Source organism: Chromobacterium amazonense, from assembly GCF_001855565.1.
GTDB classification, from domain to species: Bacteria; Pseudomonadota; Gammaproteobacteria; order Burkholderiales; family Chromobacteriaceae; genus Chromobacterium; species Chromobacterium amazonense.
In genome coordinates, this window is record NZ_MKCR01000027.1 from 51,687 (window position 1) to 65,418 (window position 13,732).

Annotated in this window: 12 protein-coding genes and 1 other RNA gene; 12 read left to right on the forward strand and 1 reads right to left on the reverse strand. The window is 66.8% G+C overall.

Annotated features, from left to right (window positions below; all coding sequences use genetic code 11):
* Nucleotides 1-95 precede the first annotated feature (95 nt).
* The 8 genes from BI343_RS11220 to BI343_RS11250 all read left to right on the forward strand — a co-directional run bounded on the left by BI343_RS11220 (nt 96) and on the right by BI343_RS11250 (nt 6,719).
* Nucleotides 96-1,538, forward strand: a complete 1,443-nt coding sequence (locus BI343_RS11220; protein ID WP_071109746.1) for an efflux transporter outer membrane subunit — start codon at nt 96-98, stop codon at nt 1,536-1,538.
* Entirely contained in the window at nt 1,535-3,448 is a 1,914-nt protein-coding gene (locus tag BI343_RS11225) for an FUSC family protein (RefSeq protein WP_071109747.1), read from the forward strand. The genes BI343_RS11220 and BI343_RS11225 overlap by 4 nt, the downstream gene beginning before the upstream one ends.
* Nucleotides 3,445-3,585, forward strand: coding sequence for a hypothetical protein (locus BI343_RS20030; protein ID WP_169829008.1), 141 nt, complete (start codon nt 3,445-3,447; stop codon nt 3,583-3,585). The genes BI343_RS11225 and BI343_RS20030 overlap by 4 nt, the downstream gene beginning before the upstream one ends.
* Entirely contained in the window at nt 3,575-3,775 is a 201-nt protein-coding gene (locus tag BI343_RS11230; RefSeq protein WP_043629058.1) for a DUF1656 domain-containing protein, read from the forward strand. The genes BI343_RS20030 and BI343_RS11230 overlap by 11 nt, the downstream gene beginning before the upstream one ends.
* A 22-nt stretch (nt 3,776-3,797) precedes the next feature.
* Nucleotides 3,798-4,661, forward strand: a complete 864-nt coding sequence (locus BI343_RS11235) for an efflux RND transporter periplasmic adaptor subunit (protein ID WP_071109748.1) — start codon at nt 3,798-3,800, stop codon at nt 4,659-4,661.
* A gap of 81 nt (nt 4,662-4,742) precedes the next feature.
* Nucleotides 4,743-5,177: a MarR family winged helix-turn-helix transcriptional regulator gene (locus BI343_RS11240; protein WP_071109749.1), complete on the forward strand. Its 435-nt coding sequence runs from the start codon at nt 4,743-4,745 to the stop codon at nt 5,175-5,177.
* Nucleotides 5,178-5,205: 28 nt separating this feature from the next.
* Entirely contained in the window at nt 5,206-5,778 is a 573-nt protein-coding gene (locus tag BI343_RS11245; RefSeq protein ID WP_071109750.1) for a cysteine hydrolase family protein, read from the forward strand.
* Nucleotides 5,778-6,719, forward strand: coding sequence for an FUSC family protein (locus tag BI343_RS11250; RefSeq protein ID WP_071109751.1), 942 nt, complete (start codon nt 5,778-5,780; stop codon nt 6,717-6,719). The genes BI343_RS11245 and BI343_RS11250 overlap by 1 nt, the downstream gene beginning before the upstream one ends.
* On the opposite strand, the gene BI343_RS11255 is transcribed toward BI343_RS11250, so the two are convergent.
* On the reverse strand, nt 6,716-9,871 hold the full coding sequence (locus BI343_RS11255; RefSeq protein ID WP_071109752.1) for a bifunctional diguanylate cyclase/phosphodiesterase: 3,156 nt from the start codon (nt 9,869-9,871) through the stop codon (nt 6,716-6,718). The two genes, BI343_RS11250 and BI343_RS11255, sit on opposite strands and share 4 nt — an antisense overlap.
* A gap of 106 nt (nt 9,872-9,977) precedes the next feature.
* Here BI343_RS11255 and rnpB point away from each other — a divergent pair.
* The 4 genes from rnpB (at nt 9,978) to purH (ending at nt 13,648) form a co-directional block, all read left to right on the forward strand.
* Nucleotides 9,978-10,438: RNase P RNA component class A (gene rnpB, locus BI343_RS11260), an RNA gene on the forward strand.
* Between the two features lie 114 nt (nt 10,439-10,552).
* Nucleotides 10,553-11,611: a tRNA dihydrouridine synthase DusB gene (gene dusB, locus BI343_RS11265; RefSeq protein WP_071109753.1), complete on the forward strand. Its 1,059-nt coding sequence runs from the start codon at nt 10,553-10,555 to the stop codon at nt 11,609-11,611.
* 47 nt (nt 11,612-11,658) lie between these two features.
* Nucleotides 11,659-11,895, forward strand: a complete 237-nt coding sequence (locus BI343_RS11270) for a helix-turn-helix domain-containing protein (protein ID WP_011134100.1) — start codon at nt 11,659-11,661, stop codon at nt 11,893-11,895.
* A gap of 175 nt (nt 11,896-12,070) precedes the next feature.
* Nucleotides 12,071-13,648 carry a bifunctional phosphoribosylaminoimidazolecarboxamide formyltransferase/IMP cyclohydrolase gene (gene purH / locus BI343_RS11275; RefSeq protein WP_071109754.1) on the forward strand — a complete coding sequence of 526 codons (1,578 nt, stop codon included), beginning with the start codon at nt 12,071-12,073 and terminating at the stop codon, nt 13,646-13,648.
* Nucleotides 13,649-13,732: the final 84 nt, after the last annotated feature.

A 13,732-nucleotide genomic window follows, 5' to 3' on the forward strand; every position in this document is an offset into this window, starting at 1 on the left:
GCGTCGCACGGAAAATGACTTTGGACAGGCTCCAAGCGCTTGGCTAAATCAGGCCGCGAGGCGGCCTTTTTTACGGATGGTTCCCGGTGCGAACGATGCATAGGTTTTACGTGGCGGTATCGTGCCTGCTGGCCGCGGCGCTGGCGGGCTGCGCCAGCCCCGGCGACAACGGGCCGCGCGCGCGGCTGCTGGATCCGAACAGCCTGGAAGCGGGCGCGGCCATCGCCGCCGCCGCGGACAAGGCCGGCTGGCCGCGCGACGACTGGTGGCGCGCGCTGAACGACGCGCAGCTCGATGAGCTGGTCGCCGCCGGGCTGGCCGGCAACCCCAATCTGCAAGCGGCCCAGGCCCGGCTGGCCCAGGCCAAGGCCCTGGCCGGCGTAGCCGAATCCGCCACGCTGCCGCAGGCCAACGCCGAGCTGACATTCACCCGCCAGCGCTATTCCGAACAAGATTTCATTCCCCCGCCCGAAGCCGGCAATTATTCCTGGTACAACCACGCCACGCTGAATGCCGGCTACGACCTCGACCTATGGGGCCGCCAGCGCGCCGCGCTGGCCGCCGCGCTGGACCAGGCGGAAGTGTGGGCGGCCGAGGCGCAGCTGGCGCGGCTGAACCTGGCCACGGCCATCGTGCGCGATTACGCCCAGCTGGCGGTGCAATACGAGGTCAAAGACCTGTTGCGCGACAGCCTGGCGCAGCGCGAGCGTTTTCTGCTGCTGTCGAAGAAGCGCAAGGCGGCCGGTTTGGGCACCGAGGCCGAGGTGGTGCTGAACGAGTCGCGCCTGCCCGCCCTGCGCAACCAGATCGAACAGGTGGACGAGAATATTTCGCTGCTGGGCAAGCAGCTGGCGGCGCTGGCCGGCAAAGGGCCAGGGGCGGGGGAGGCGCTGCGGCGTCCCGCGCTGCGGCTGGGCCAGCATCAGGCCGCGATTCCGTCGGCGCTGCCGGCCGAGCTGATAGGCCGCCGGCCCGACGTGGTGGCCAAGCGCTGGCAGGCGGAGGCGGAGGCGAAGAAGATAGATGCCGCCCGCGCCGCCTTCTACCCGAATATCGATTTGCAGGCTTTCATCGGCTTCCAGTCCAAAGGCTTCGACAACTTCCCGTCCGCGGCCACCGCGGTGCGCGGCGTCGGGCCGGCCATCACCCTGCCCATTTTCGAGGGCGGCCGGCTGCGCAGCCAGCTCGGCGCCCAGGCGGCGGCTTATGACGCGGCAGTGGCGGGCTACAACGCCAGCGTGGTGCATGCCTTGAACGAGGTGGCGGCCAGCGTGGTGCGTTCGCGCTCGCTGGCCGAGCAGCAGAAGCAGGCCGAACAGGCCCGCGCCAGCGCCGAGCGCGCGCTGAGGCTGGCGCAGCAGGGCTTCCGCGCCGGCCTGTCCGAGCAGGACGGCGTGCTGTCGGCGCGGCTGTCGCTGCTGGATGCCCGGCAGCAGCTGGTGCGCATCCACGGCGAGCGGCTGGACAGCTACGCCGCGCTGATGAGCGCGCTGGGCGGCGGCGTGGCCGTTCACGGCCCGCAAGGGCAGGGCCGATGAGCGGGGGCCTCGCCGCGGCCGGGCGGCGCATCGCCGCCGACTGGCTGTCGAGCGAGGGCGAGAACTGGAGCTTCGTCGCCAAGACGCTGCTGGCCGCCTTCATGGCCTTGTGGATCGCGTTCCGCCTGGGTTTCGATTCGCCCAGTTCGGCCATGGTGTCGGTGTTCATCGTCGCCTTCCCGCGCAGCGGCGCGGTGCTGGAAAAAAGCGTGTACCGGATACTGGGCACGATGGTCGGCAGCGTGGCGGCATTGGCCCTGGCCGGCCTGTTCGACGGCCAGCCGGTGCTGATGCTGATCAGCCTGGCGCTGTGGGTGGGCGTCTGCACCAGCGGCGCCACCTTGTACCGCGACTCCCGCTCCTACGCCTTCGTCTTGTCCGGCTACACCGCCTGCATCATCGGCCTGCCGGCGTTGAACCACCCTCTGGCCATCTTCAATCTGGCGGTGACGCGGGTGTCGGAAATCTCGCTGGGCATTCTGTGCTGCGCCCTGGTCAACGACTTCATCCTGCCCAAGCGCCAGGCCGAGATCGTGGTGCGCACCGTGCGCGCCCGCTATCAGGGTTTCGTGCTGCTGTGCCAGCAGGCGCTGGCGCAAAAGCTGGACAAGGCCACGCTGGAGGCGACGCAGCTGCGCTTCGCCGCCGACATCGCCGCGCTGGAGGCCGGCCGCGCCGCGGCGTTCTTTGAGGCAGGCACGGTGCGCGCCCGTAGCAACCAGCTGCATGCTTTCAACGCCACCTTCATGGCGGCGTTGACGACTTTCCACACCCTGCACCGGCAGATGCAGCGGCTGCGTGCCGATGCGGCCTCGCCGCTGCCGGCGCTGCTGTATCCGCTGTTCGGCCAAGCCGCGGCCGCGCTGGAGCTGGACGAAGGCCCGGCGCGCACCGCGCAGGAAGCCGGCGAGACGCTGCGCAAGCTGGAAGCGATGCGGCCGGCGCTGGCGCGCGCACTGGAGACGGCGCGCGAAACCTTGCTGGCGATGCCGCACGACGAGATGCGGCGCATCGAGTTTGACACCGCCGCCGAGCTGCTGCTGCGTTTCGTCGACGAAATGCTGACTTTCACAGCCGTTTACCATGGCCTGCGACAGCGCAATCCGCTGCAGGTGGAGGCATTGGCCTATTCGCCGCGCACGCCGTCCGCCATCGCCCTGGCCAGCGGGGGCCGCGCCGCGCTGACCTTGCTGACGCTGTCACTGGCCTGGTACTGGCTGGCCTGGCCCAGCGCGCTGGGCGCGGTGCTGCTGGCCACTATCTTCTGCGGACTCGCCTCGTCGTCGCCGCGGCCGACGCTGATGGTGAAGCAGATCATGATCGGCTTTGCCGTCGGCACGCCGCTGGCCTATGTCTGCGCCTTCATGCTGCTGAACCAGGCGGAAGGCTTCCCGCAACTGGTGCTGGCGATGGCGCCGTTCCTGGCTTTGGGATGCTATCTGAAGTGCCTGCCCAAGACCGCGGGCATCGGCAGCGGCATCGTGCTGCTGATGGCGCAGGCAGTCAATCCGGAAAACATGATGCGCTACGACGTGGCCGGCTTCTTCAACGACGGCATCGCCCGCCTGCTGGGGCTGGCGCTGGCGGCGCTGTTCTTCGTGCTGGTGCTGCCGGAACACACCATGGGTTCGCGCCGCCACATCGCCGCCGTGCTGTGGCGCGAGGCCCGCGCCACCTGCCGCGCCGCCTTGCCGCACCTGAAGCAGCGTTTCGGCAACCGCGTGCGCGACCTGATGAACCAATTGAATGCCGCCCCTGGGCCGCGCGACGACCCGGCGCGCCAAGCCACCGTCAGCCAGGCCATCACGCTGCTGGAGCTGGGCCTGGCCATCGTCGACCTGCGCGAGTTGGCGGCGGACGCGCACGCGTCGGCGCGGCGCTGGCCGCCTTACGCGCCGGCGGCCCTGTGATACGCGAGCGGCTGGCTGTGGCTTTGCCGGACGAGGCGGCGCGGCTCAAGCGCATGCTGGCCACGCTGCACCTGATTCACACCTCGCTGCTGGACGCCCTGCCGCAGCCGGATACCGGAGACAAGCATGCCGCGTGAAATCGCCGTATACGGCATTTTGCTGCCCACCCTGTTGCCGCTGTTCGTGCTCAGCCTGCTGTTGCAGGCCGGCGTGGACTGGCTGCTGGGCAAATTGGGCGTTTACGAGCACGTCTGGCACCCGGCGCTGTTCCGCTGGTGCCTGCTGGCCGTGATTTTCGGCGGCCTCGCGCTGCCGCTCTACCATTGAAACCGATTCCTGGACTTACGCCATGCGCGCCCATTTCCTTCTCCGCTACCTGATCACGTTTGCTCTGCTCCTCGTCGCCGTCTGGATAGGCAAGGCCCTGTGGGACCATTACATGCTGTCGCCGTGGACGCGGGACGGCCGGATCAAGGCCGATGTGGTCTCCGTCGCCGCCGACGTGTCCGGCCTGGTGGCGGAGGTGGCCGTCAAGGACAACCAGCCGGTGCGCAAGGGCGACGCGCTGTTCGTGATCGACCCCAGCCGCTACCGCGCCGCGCTGGCACAGGCCGAGGCCGCGCTGGCCGGACACAAGGCGGACAAGCAGCGCCGCAGCAAGGAAGCGGCCCGCCGCGCCAGCCTCGATAGCGCCATCGTCTCCACCGAGAGCCGCGAGAGCGCCGATTTCGCCGCCGCGGCCGCCGACGCGCAGTACCAGGCGGCTGTCGCCGCGCGGGATCTGGCGGCGCTGAACCTGCAGCGCACCGTGGTGCGCGCGCCGACCGACGGCTACGTCACCAACCTCAACGTCCATGTCGGCGATTACGCGGCCGCCGGCGCCGCGCGGCTGGCGCTGATCGACAGCCATTCGTTCTATGTGGACGGCTATTTCGAGGAAACCAAGCTCGGCAGCCTGAAAGTGGGCGACCGCGCCGAGGTGACGCTGATGAGCGATGGCCGCAAGCTCAGCGGCCGCATCGCCAGCATCGCCCGCGGCATCACCGACCGCGACGCGGTGACCGGGCGCGAGCTCTTGGCCGACGTCAATCCCACCTTCAACTGGGTGCGGCTGGCGCAGCGCGTGCCGGTGCGCATCGAGCTGCAGGCGCTGCCGAAAGATCTGGCGCTGATCGCCGGCCAGACCTGCACGGTGGTCATCGCCGGCCGTTGATCCTGCTTCTGCCAAACCGCCGGTAGGCGGTTTTCTTTTAGCAGTATTGCTATATAAATATAGCTATGTAAAAATAGCTATATGAGCAAAGCCATTTCCACCGAAGAAGCGACCCGCCTGCGCCAGCAGTTGATGACCATGGCGCGGCGGTTGCGCCGCCAGGGCAGCCAGGATGTGCTGCCGTTCGGCTTGTTGACCGTATTGGGCGCGATAGACCGCGCCGGCGGCGACATCACGCCGTCCGAGTTGGCCCGCAACGAAAATATGCGCTCGTCCAACCTGGCCGGCGCGCTGCGCGAGCTGGAGGCGGCGGCGCTGATCGTGCGCCGCCCGGACCCGCAAGACGGCCGCCGCGTCCGCGTCGGCTTGTCCGATGCCGGCCGGGCCGCGCTGGCGAGCAATCGCCATTTGCGCGATGGCTGGCTGCAACATGCCTTGGACAGCCTGGCCGCAGACGAGCGCGCCGTGCTGCTGCGCGCCGGCGAACTGCTGGAGCGGCTGGCCGCCATCGATTGAATCCTCTCCCTCCCCACAAGGAAACGCCATGAAAACCGCGCTGCTGACGCTGGACTACATCAACGACATCATCCATCCGCAGGGCCGCATCGCCCGCTGCGCCGGCCACGCTGCCGAGCGCGGCGTGATTGCCGTGGCCAATCGCGCCAGCGCGTTGGCGCGCGCGCGCGGCTGGCCGGTGATTCACGTGAAGGTCGGGTTTTCGCCGTCCTATGTCGAAATGCCGCAGGGCTCGCCGATGTTCAGCCGCGCCGGCGAGTTCCAGGCGCTCAATCTGAACGGCGAGGGCACGGCCTTCCATGCCGATCTGGACGTGCAGCCCGGCGACGCCATCGTGGTCAAGCACCGCATCAGCCCGTTCTACGCCACCTCGCTGGAAGCGGTGCTGCGCGCCCAGCGCATCGAGCGGCTGGTGATCGCCGGCGTCAGCAGCACCTGGGCGGTGCAGGCGGCGGCGCGCGACGCGCACGATCGCGATTACCAGGTGCTGGTGCTGGAGCCGGCCTGCGCCGCGGCCAGCGAGGAGGAGCACCAGCTGTCGATGCGGCAGCTGGCCACCATCTCCAGCATCATCACGCTGGATCAGCTGGCCGCGCTGTGATGATTGCCCTGCGCCGGCTGTGGACGACACACTGCGACGGCTATCTGGCGGTGCGCGTGCTAGTCCTGATCGGGCCGGCGCTGTTGCTGGCCTTGGCCGGCGGCGGCGAGCGGGCGCTGCAGGGCGGCATGTTGGCGGTGTGTTGCTTGATCGCGATGGAGCGCGGCCGGCTGGGCTGGAAAATGGGTATGGTTCAGGCCGCGCTGGCGCTGGCCGGCTGCTTGCTGTTGAGCCGGCTGTGGGCTTGGCCGCTGGTTTTCGCGCTGGCTTGCGCCGCGGCTGCGGAACTGGCGGGCCGGCTGGGCGCGCGCCAGGCGCGCTGGCGTTCCGTCGCCAATTTCACTTTCATTCCCGCGCTGTATCTCGGCTGCGAGGCGGCGCAGGCCGGCGCGCCGGGCCTGACGGAGCTGTGGTCGGCCTGGCCGTGGCTGGCGAGTGGGGGCATGGCGGCGTGGTTAGTGCGCGGGCTGGCCGGCAGGCGGGACGCGCCGGCAAGCCGGCCTGGCGCCGCGCCGCAAACCGGCGTCGCCTTCGCTTGCGTTGGCCTGCTGGCTTGGTTGGCGGCGCATTTCCAGCTGCCGTGCGGCCAATGGCTGGTATGGTCCGGCGCCAGCGTGTGCGTCGGCGGTTTCGCCGCCATCCGCGACAAATGCTGGCAGCGCTGCAGCGGCGCGGCCATCGGCGTGCCGGCCGGCATGCTGTTGGCGCTGACTTTGCAGCCGTCTCCCGCGCTGCTGATGTTGCTGGGCGCGGCGGCGATGCTGACCTTGGCGTTGTTCCGCGCTTATCGGCCTGCCTTTGCCGCCCGCAGCGCCTTGGCCGCCGCTCATCTGAGCCTGCTAGGCGGCGCGGCTGTCATCCGCTTGCTGGATGTGGGGCTGGCGGCCGGGCTGGTGTCGCTGATGCTGGCGGCCGGCTACTGGTTGGCGCAGGCGCGCTAGGGAGTGGGCACCGCTTGTTGGCCCGTCAGCCGCTGCGTCATCGCGTCCTCGGCCAGCGGCGTGCCCAACAAGTAGCCTTGCATCGCTTCGCAACCGAGTTTTTTCAGGAAGCGCTGCTGCGCTTCGCTCTCCACCCCTTCGGCCAGCGTCTGCATGCCCAGCGCGCCGGCCAGGTGGACGATGGCGCTGACGATGGCGGCGTTTTCTTCGTCGTTCGGCAGATCGTTGATGAAGGAGCGGTCTATCTTGACGGTGTCCGGCGCGAAGCGCTTCAGATAGGCCAGGCTGGAGTAGCCGGTGCCGAAATCGTCCACCGACAGCCGCACGCCCATGGCCTTGATCACGGCCAACTGGCGCGAGGCTAGGTCGGCATCGGCCATCAGCGTGCTTTCCGTCACCTCCAGCTCCAGGCAATGGCCGGGCAGCTTGTGTTGCTGCAGGGCCTCGCGCACGTCGTCGAGGAAGTCGTGGCGCATCAGCTGGTGCGCCGAGACGTTGACGGCGACTCGGATCGGCCCCAATCCGTCTTCCAGCCAGCGGCTGGCCTGGCGGCAGGCTTCGTTCAGCACCCAGCGTCCCAGCGGCACGATCAGGCCGGTGTCCTCGGCCACCGGGATGAAGCGGCTGGGCATGATCAGGCCTTGTTCCGGGTCGCGCCAGCGCAGCAGCGCTTCGCAACCCAGCAGCCGCTGGCCGGCCATGTCGTATTGCGGCTGGTAGACCAGGTACAGCTGGCCCAGCTCCATCGCCCGCCGCAGGCGGTTTTCCATCAGCAGCCGCTCGGCCACCTGGGTGTTCATCTCGCGGGTGTAGAAGCGGAAGGTGTTCCGGCCATGCGCCTTGGCGTGGTACATCGCCAGGTCCGCGTTCATCAGCAGGGTCTGGATGTCGCTGCCGTCGTCCGGCATCAGGCTGATGCCTATGCTGCAGCCGACCACCAGCGAGTGGGCACCGATCTGGAACGGCTGCTGCATGGTGCGCAGGATGCGCTCGGCGATCAGCGCGGCTTCGCTGGGTTGATTGATGGATGGCAGGATCAGCACGAATTCGTCGCCGCCGGTGCGGCCGACGGTGTCCACGCCGCGCACCGACTCCGCCAGCCGCCGCGCCACCTGTTTCAGCAGCTCGTCGCCGGCGCAGTGGCCCAGCGTGTCGTTGATGTTCTTGAAGTGGTCCAGGTCGACGAACAGCACCCCCAGCTGGTTGTGCTGCAGCTCGGCCTGGCGGATGGCCTGGTGCAGCCTGTCGTTGACCAGGACGCGGTTGGGCAGGTCGGTCAGCGCGTCGTACTCCGCCATGTGCTGCACCCGCGCCTCTTGTTCCTTGCGCTCGGAAATGTCGGAGAACAGCGCGATGAAGTGGCTGACCGCGCCTTGGGCGTCCTGCAGGATGCTGATATTGACCCAGCACGGGAAATGATCGCCGTTCTTGCGCTGGTTCCAGATTTCGCCGGCCCATTGCCCGCGCTGCTGCAGCGTCTGCCACATCTGCTGGAAAAAGGCCGGGTCGTGGCGGTCGGAGAACAGCAGGGCGGGTTTCTGGCCCTGCACTTCGGCCTCGCTGTAGCCGGTGATGGCGCTGAAGGCGCGGTTGACGGTGAGGATGCGGTTGTCCGCGTCGGCGATCAGGATGGCCTCATTGCTGGACTCGAACACCTGGGCGGCCAGCCTGAGCTGGCGCTCGGTCATGCGGCGGATGCTGATGTCGCGCGCGGTGGCGCACAGATAGCGCTCGCCCTCGTACTGCAGCTGGTTGACGGTGATTTCCAGATACAGCGCGGCATCGCCGTCGCCGTGGCGGGTTTCGAAGGTCAGCGGGAAGGAGCCTGGCGGGTGGCGGAACAGCGCGTCCACCAGCTCCGGCCGCCGCCGCAGCGCCAGGTTGCAGTACACCACTTCGCCGCGGTCGCTGCGCAGCGCCACCATGTCGGTGGCGTTGTCGATCATGAAATGGCTCAGCCTGAGTTCGCGCGCTTGTTCCTTCAGCGACAGATGGCTCTGCGCCAGATCATGCTGGTAGCGCCGCACCAGCGCGCTGACCCAGCGCACGAAATACCAGCACAGGAAGCCGGCGCACAGCATGGCCACCAGCGTCATGCCCAGAGTGGCGACGATGCGTTCGGCCAGGCGGCCTTTGAGGCGCTGCGCGGCGCGCAGGCTGTCGTCCTGTATCGTCTGCACCCGCATGCTGGTGACCAGGGTCCAGTCCCAGCCCGGCAGCTGGCGCGCGTAGGCCAGATAGGTCTCGCCGGATTGGCTGTCGCCGCCGCGGTTGAATTCGATAAAGCCGCCGCGCTTGCCCAGCTGGATCAACTGCAGCGCGCGTTCGCGCTCGGCCTGCGGCAACACCTTGTAATGGCGTCCCACCAGCGAGGGCTGGCTGGGGTAGAGCCGGATCAGGCCGTTATTGTCTATGATCATCAGCTCGCCGCCGCTCTGCCCCAGCCGCATGCGCGCCAGCGTGTCCAGGCCCTGTTGCTGCAGCGCCGTCTCGACATTGCTGATGTATTCGCCGCTGCCGATCAGCCAGTTGTAATGCGGAAAGCGCCGGGCATAGGTGATCTTGTCGTCCATGTGGATGCCGCCGGGTAGATACCAGCGGTAGGACGAGAAGCCGCGGCCGGAGGCGTTGCTGACCGATTCGATCAGGCTCTTCATGATGTAGCGGCCGCGGTCGTCGCGGTTTTGCAGCAGCGAGCTGCCCTCGCGTTGCGGCGCGGTGGGCAGCAGCACGCATTGGCCGTCCAGGGTGTCGATGAAGAAATAGCCGCGGCCATCGAAATAGCGCAAGGGGCGTAGCGCCTCGATGATCAGCCGCTGCACTTGCGCCGGGCTTTGCCGCGCATGCTCGCGCCGCCAGATGGCGTCGGCCAGCTTCCAGGCCTGCTCCACCTGCTCCTGCAACTGATGGCGCATGGTGTCGTTGGTGCGCTCGCGCAGCGCGGACAGCAGCAGCGCGGCATGGTCGGTGTAGCCTTGCAGATTGTCGCGCGCGCGCGCGGCGGCTTCTTGCTCGATGTTTTGTCGTCCGGATTGAAAATCGCGCCAGCTCATCATCAGGAAATAGCTGGTCAGTGTCAGCGCGAGCGCAAACACGATGGCCAAGGTGCCAAACAACTGCAAGCGCGACAGCCTGGCTTGATTCAACTCCATCACCGATCCGGAACTTCGAAAAAGGATGATCAGTATACGGGAATATCCTGTATGTCATGGAAAATTGTCGGGCGGCCGCGGCGATTTTCCGCTAGAATCGCGGCCGGAAGTCAGTCAGACAATCGCCGCGCCCGCAAGGGCGGGGAGGAAAGTCCGGGCTCCGCAGAGCAGGATGCCGGCTAACGGCCGGGCGCCGCGAGGCGACGGAAAGTGGAACAGAGAGCTGAACCGCCGATGGCCGGACTTGTCGACCGCAAGGTCGACAATGTCTTTTTGGAGGGCTAGTCCCGACAAAAACCCGCAAGGGCGGATCAGGCAAGGGTGAAAAGGTGTACCGGGAGGCGCAAGCCGTACCGGACGGGCGGGGCAACCCGCTTGCGGTAAGAGCGCACCGCGGACGTGGCAACACGGACGGCAGGCTAAACCCCATCCGGAGCAAGACCAAATAGGGGGGCGCTAACGTGGCTCGCGTTGTCCCCGGGTAGGTTGCTTGAGCCTGCTGGCAACGGCAGGCCTAGAGGAATGATTGTCCAACGACAGAACCCGGCTTATCGACTGACTTCCACCCCCATTACTCGCGGCTATCGATCTTGCTTAAAAAATAAGCAAAAATTTTTCCCCGCCGCCGCGAATCGCTATACAATACCGACCCTTCCCGCCATTACCCGTATTTGAATTGTCATGCAGATAGGACCGTACCAACTGAAAAACCGGCTGATCGTAGCGCCGATGGCCGGGGTGACGGACAGGCCCTTCCGCATGTTGTGCAAGCGCCTGGGCGCCGGCATGGCCGTTTCGGAGATGATCACCGCCAACAAGGCCTTGTGGACCACGCCGAAGACGCTGCGCCGCGCCAACCACGAGGGCGAAGTGGAGCCCATCGTGGTGCAGATCGCCGGCGGCGAGCCGCAGGTGCTGGCCGAGGCGGCGCGACTCAACGTCGAGCACGGCGCGCAGATCATCGACATCAATATGGGCTGCCCGGCGAAGAAGGTATGCAATGTGGCCGCCGGATCGGCGCTGCTGCGCGATCTGGACAATGTCGGGCGGATACTGGAAGCGGTGGTGAAGGCGGTGGACGTGCCGGTGACGCTAAAGACCCGCACCGGCTGGAGCCGGGAGGTGAAGACGGCGCTGCGGGTGGCCAGAATGGCGGAAGAGGCTGGCATCGCCGCGCTGGCGCTGCATGGCCGCACCCGCGAGGACATGTACCGCGGCGACGCCGAGTACGACACGATACGCGAGGTGAAGCGGGCGGTGTCCATCCCGGTGGTGGCCAACGGCGACATCGATTCGCCTCTCAAGGCCAAGCATGTGCTGGATTACACCGGCGCCGATGCGATCATGATAGGCCGTGCGGCGCAGGGTCGGCCGTGGATTTTCCGCGAGATCCAGCATTATCTGGAGACTGGGGAGCTGTTGCCGCCGCCGACGGTGGGCGAGATCCGCGAGATGATGCTGGGCCATCTGGACGAGCTGTACGGCTTTTACGGCGAGTATTCGGGTTGCCGCATCGCCCGCAAGCACATCGCCTGGTATACCAAGGGCCTGGCGGGCGGCAACGCTTTCCGCCAGCAGATGTACCGCTTGGAAAGCACGGACGAACAGCGCCGCGCGGTGGGTGAGTATTTCTCTCGCCTTGGCGACGCCGGGGATCGTCTAAGCTATGTAGTCGAGGATGAGGACAAGTTGGACCGCGACAGCGACGCCGTGGCGGAGGGCGAGGCCTGCGGCGGCTGAATCGGCGCGGACCTTACGGGAACCCTACTCTGGATATCAATAACAAGATGCAAAACAACGATCACATATCGCAGTCGGTGCGGCTGGCGATGGAGCAATATTTTCGCGATCTGGACGGCGAGGCGCCTTCCGCCATTTACGACATGGTGCTCGCCTGTGTCGAAAAGCCGCTGTTGGAGGTGGTGCTGATACACACCCAGGGCAACCAGACGCGAGCGGCGGAGTTGCTGGGCTTGAACCGCAACACCCTCCGCAAAAAGATGAAGTCGTATGATTTGATTTGAAGATAAACCGGCCAAACTGCTTAACAGGATGGCCGGTTTTTTTTGCCCCCTCTCGCGCGGAGAGCCTTGGGGCTGGGGATTCGATGGACAGGCGGCCGCAGTGCGACCGAGGCGCACGTTGGCGGCCTGAGCCGGTTTTTATTGTTTTTATCCATAGCCAAAGCGGTAGAGAAACATGACCAAGATCGAACGAGCGCTGATCAGTGTGTCCGACAAGAGCGGTGTGCTGGAATTTGCCCAGCAACTGCATGCGCTGGGCGTACACATCCTGTCCACCGGCGGCACCGCCAAGCTGCTGCTGGACGCCGGCCTGCCGGTGACCGAGGTGTCCGACTACACCGGCTTCCCCGAAATGCTGGACGGCCGCGTCAAGACCCTGCATCCCAAGGTGCATGGCGGCATCCTGGGCCGCCGCGACCTGCCGGAGCACGTCGCCACCATGGCCGAACACGGCATCGGCAATATCGACCTGGTCTGCGTCAATCTCTACCCGTTTGAAGCCACCATCGCCAATCCGGACTGCACGCTGGAAGACGCCATCGAGAACATCGACATCGGCGGCCCGACCATGGTGCGCTCCGCCGCCAAGAACTGGGCGCATGTGGCCATCGTCACCGACAGCGCCGACTACGCCGCATTGACGGCCGAGCTGAAGGCCAACGCCGGCCAGCTGTCCAAGGCCACCCGCTTCGAGCTGGCCAAGAAGGCCTTCACCCACACCGCCGCCTACGACGGCGCCATCTCCAATTACCTGACCAGCCTGGCCGACGGCGTGGTGGCGGGCAAGCCGGAGCGCGTGGCCTTCCCGAACCGTCTGAACGCCCAGTTCATCAAGGTGCAGGACATGCGCTACGGCGAGAATCCGCACCAGGCGGCTGCCTTCTACCGCGACCTGGACCCGGCCGCCGGCAGCATCGCCCATTACCAGCAGCTGCAGGGCAAGGAACTGTCGTACAACAATATCGCCGACGCCGACGCCGCCTGGGAGGCGGTGAAGACCTTCGACGATACCGCCTGCGTCATCGTCAAGCACGCCAACCCGTGCGGCGTGGCCGTCGGCCCCGATACGCTGGCCGCATACAAGCTGGCCTTCGCGACCGACACCACCAGCGCCTTCGGCGGCATCATCGCCTTCAACCGTCCGGTGGACGCCGCTACCGTGGAAGCGGTGACCGGCCAGTTCCTGGAAGTGCTGATCGCGCCGTCCTTCACAGATGAAGCCAAGGCCATCATCGCCGCCAAGAAGAATGTGCGCGTGCTGGAAATCCCGCTGGAAACCGGCGCCAACCGCTTCGAACTGAAGCGCGTGGGCGGCGGCGTGCTGGTGCAGACGCCGGACATCCGCAATGTGGGCCTGGACGAACTGCGCGTGGTCAGCAAGCGCCAGCCGACGCCGCAGGAGCTGTCGGACCTGCTGTTCGCCTGGCGCGTGGCCAAGTTCGTCAAGTCCAACGCCATCGTCTTCTGCAAGAACGGCCAGACCGCCGGCATCGGCGCCGGCCAGATGAGCCGGGTGGACTCCACCCGCATCGCCGCGCGCAAGGCGCAGGACGCCTGCTTGAGCCTGGCCGGCGCGGTGGCGGCGTCGGATGCCTTCTTCCCCTTCCGCGACGGCATCGACGTCATCGCCGAACAGGGCATCAAGGCCATCATCCAGCCGGGCGGCTCGATGCGCGACGAGGAAGTCTTCGCCGCTGCCGATGAGCATGGCATCGCGCTGGTGTTGACCGGCGTGCGCCATTTCCGCCACTGATAATTGGCTTTCGGCGAATGCCGCCGTCTTCCGCATGCGGAAACGGCGGCCATCCAACCGACTTGGCGCTATGCTATGCAGGTA

What these genes read in the sequence shown, in the direction of transcription:
- BI343_RS11245 (WP_071109750.1), top strand. Translation starts at nt 5,206, where the DNA reads ATGAAAACCGCGCTGCTGACGCTGGACTACATCAACGACATCATCCAT.
- BI343_RS11255 (WP_071109752.1), bottom strand. Translation starts at nt 9,871, where the DNA reads ATGGAGTTGAATCAAGCCAGGCTGTCGCGCTTGCAGTTGTTTGGCACC.
- purH (WP_071109754.1), top strand. Translation starts at nt 12,071, where the DNA reads ATGACCAAGATCGAACGAGCGCTGATCAGTGTGTCCGACAAGAGCGGT.
- BI343_RS11270 (WP_011134100.1), top strand. Translation starts at nt 11,659, where the DNA reads ATGCAAAACAACGATCACATATCGCAGTCGGTGCGGCTGGCGATGGAG.
- BI343_RS11240 (WP_071109749.1), top strand. Translation starts at nt 4,743, where the DNA reads ATGAGCAAAGCCATTTCCACCGAAGAAGCGACCCGCCTGCGCCAGCAG.
- BI343_RS11235 (WP_071109748.1), top strand. Translation starts at nt 3,798, where the DNA reads ATGCGCGCCCATTTCCTTCTCCGCTACCTGATCACGTTTGCTCTGCTC.
- dusB (WP_071109753.1), top strand. Translation starts at nt 10,553, where the DNA reads ATGCAGATAGGACCGTACCAACTGAAAAACCGGCTGATCGTAGCGCCG.
- BI343_RS11230 (WP_043629058.1), top strand. Translation starts at nt 3,575, where the DNA reads ATGCCGCGTGAAATCGCCGTATACGGCATTTTGCTGCCCACCCTGTTG.
- BI343_RS11250 (WP_071109751.1), top strand. Translation starts at nt 5,778, where the DNA reads ATGATTGCCCTGCGCCGGCTGTGGACGACACACTGCGACGGCTATCTG.
- BI343_RS11225 (WP_071109747.1), top strand. Translation starts at nt 1,535, where the DNA reads ATGAGCGGGGGCCTCGCCGCGGCCGGGCGGCGCATCGCCGCCGACTGG.
- BI343_RS11220 (WP_071109746.1), top strand. Translation starts at nt 96, where the DNA reads ATGCATAGGTTTTACGTGGCGGTATCGTGCCTGCTGGCCGCGGCGCTG.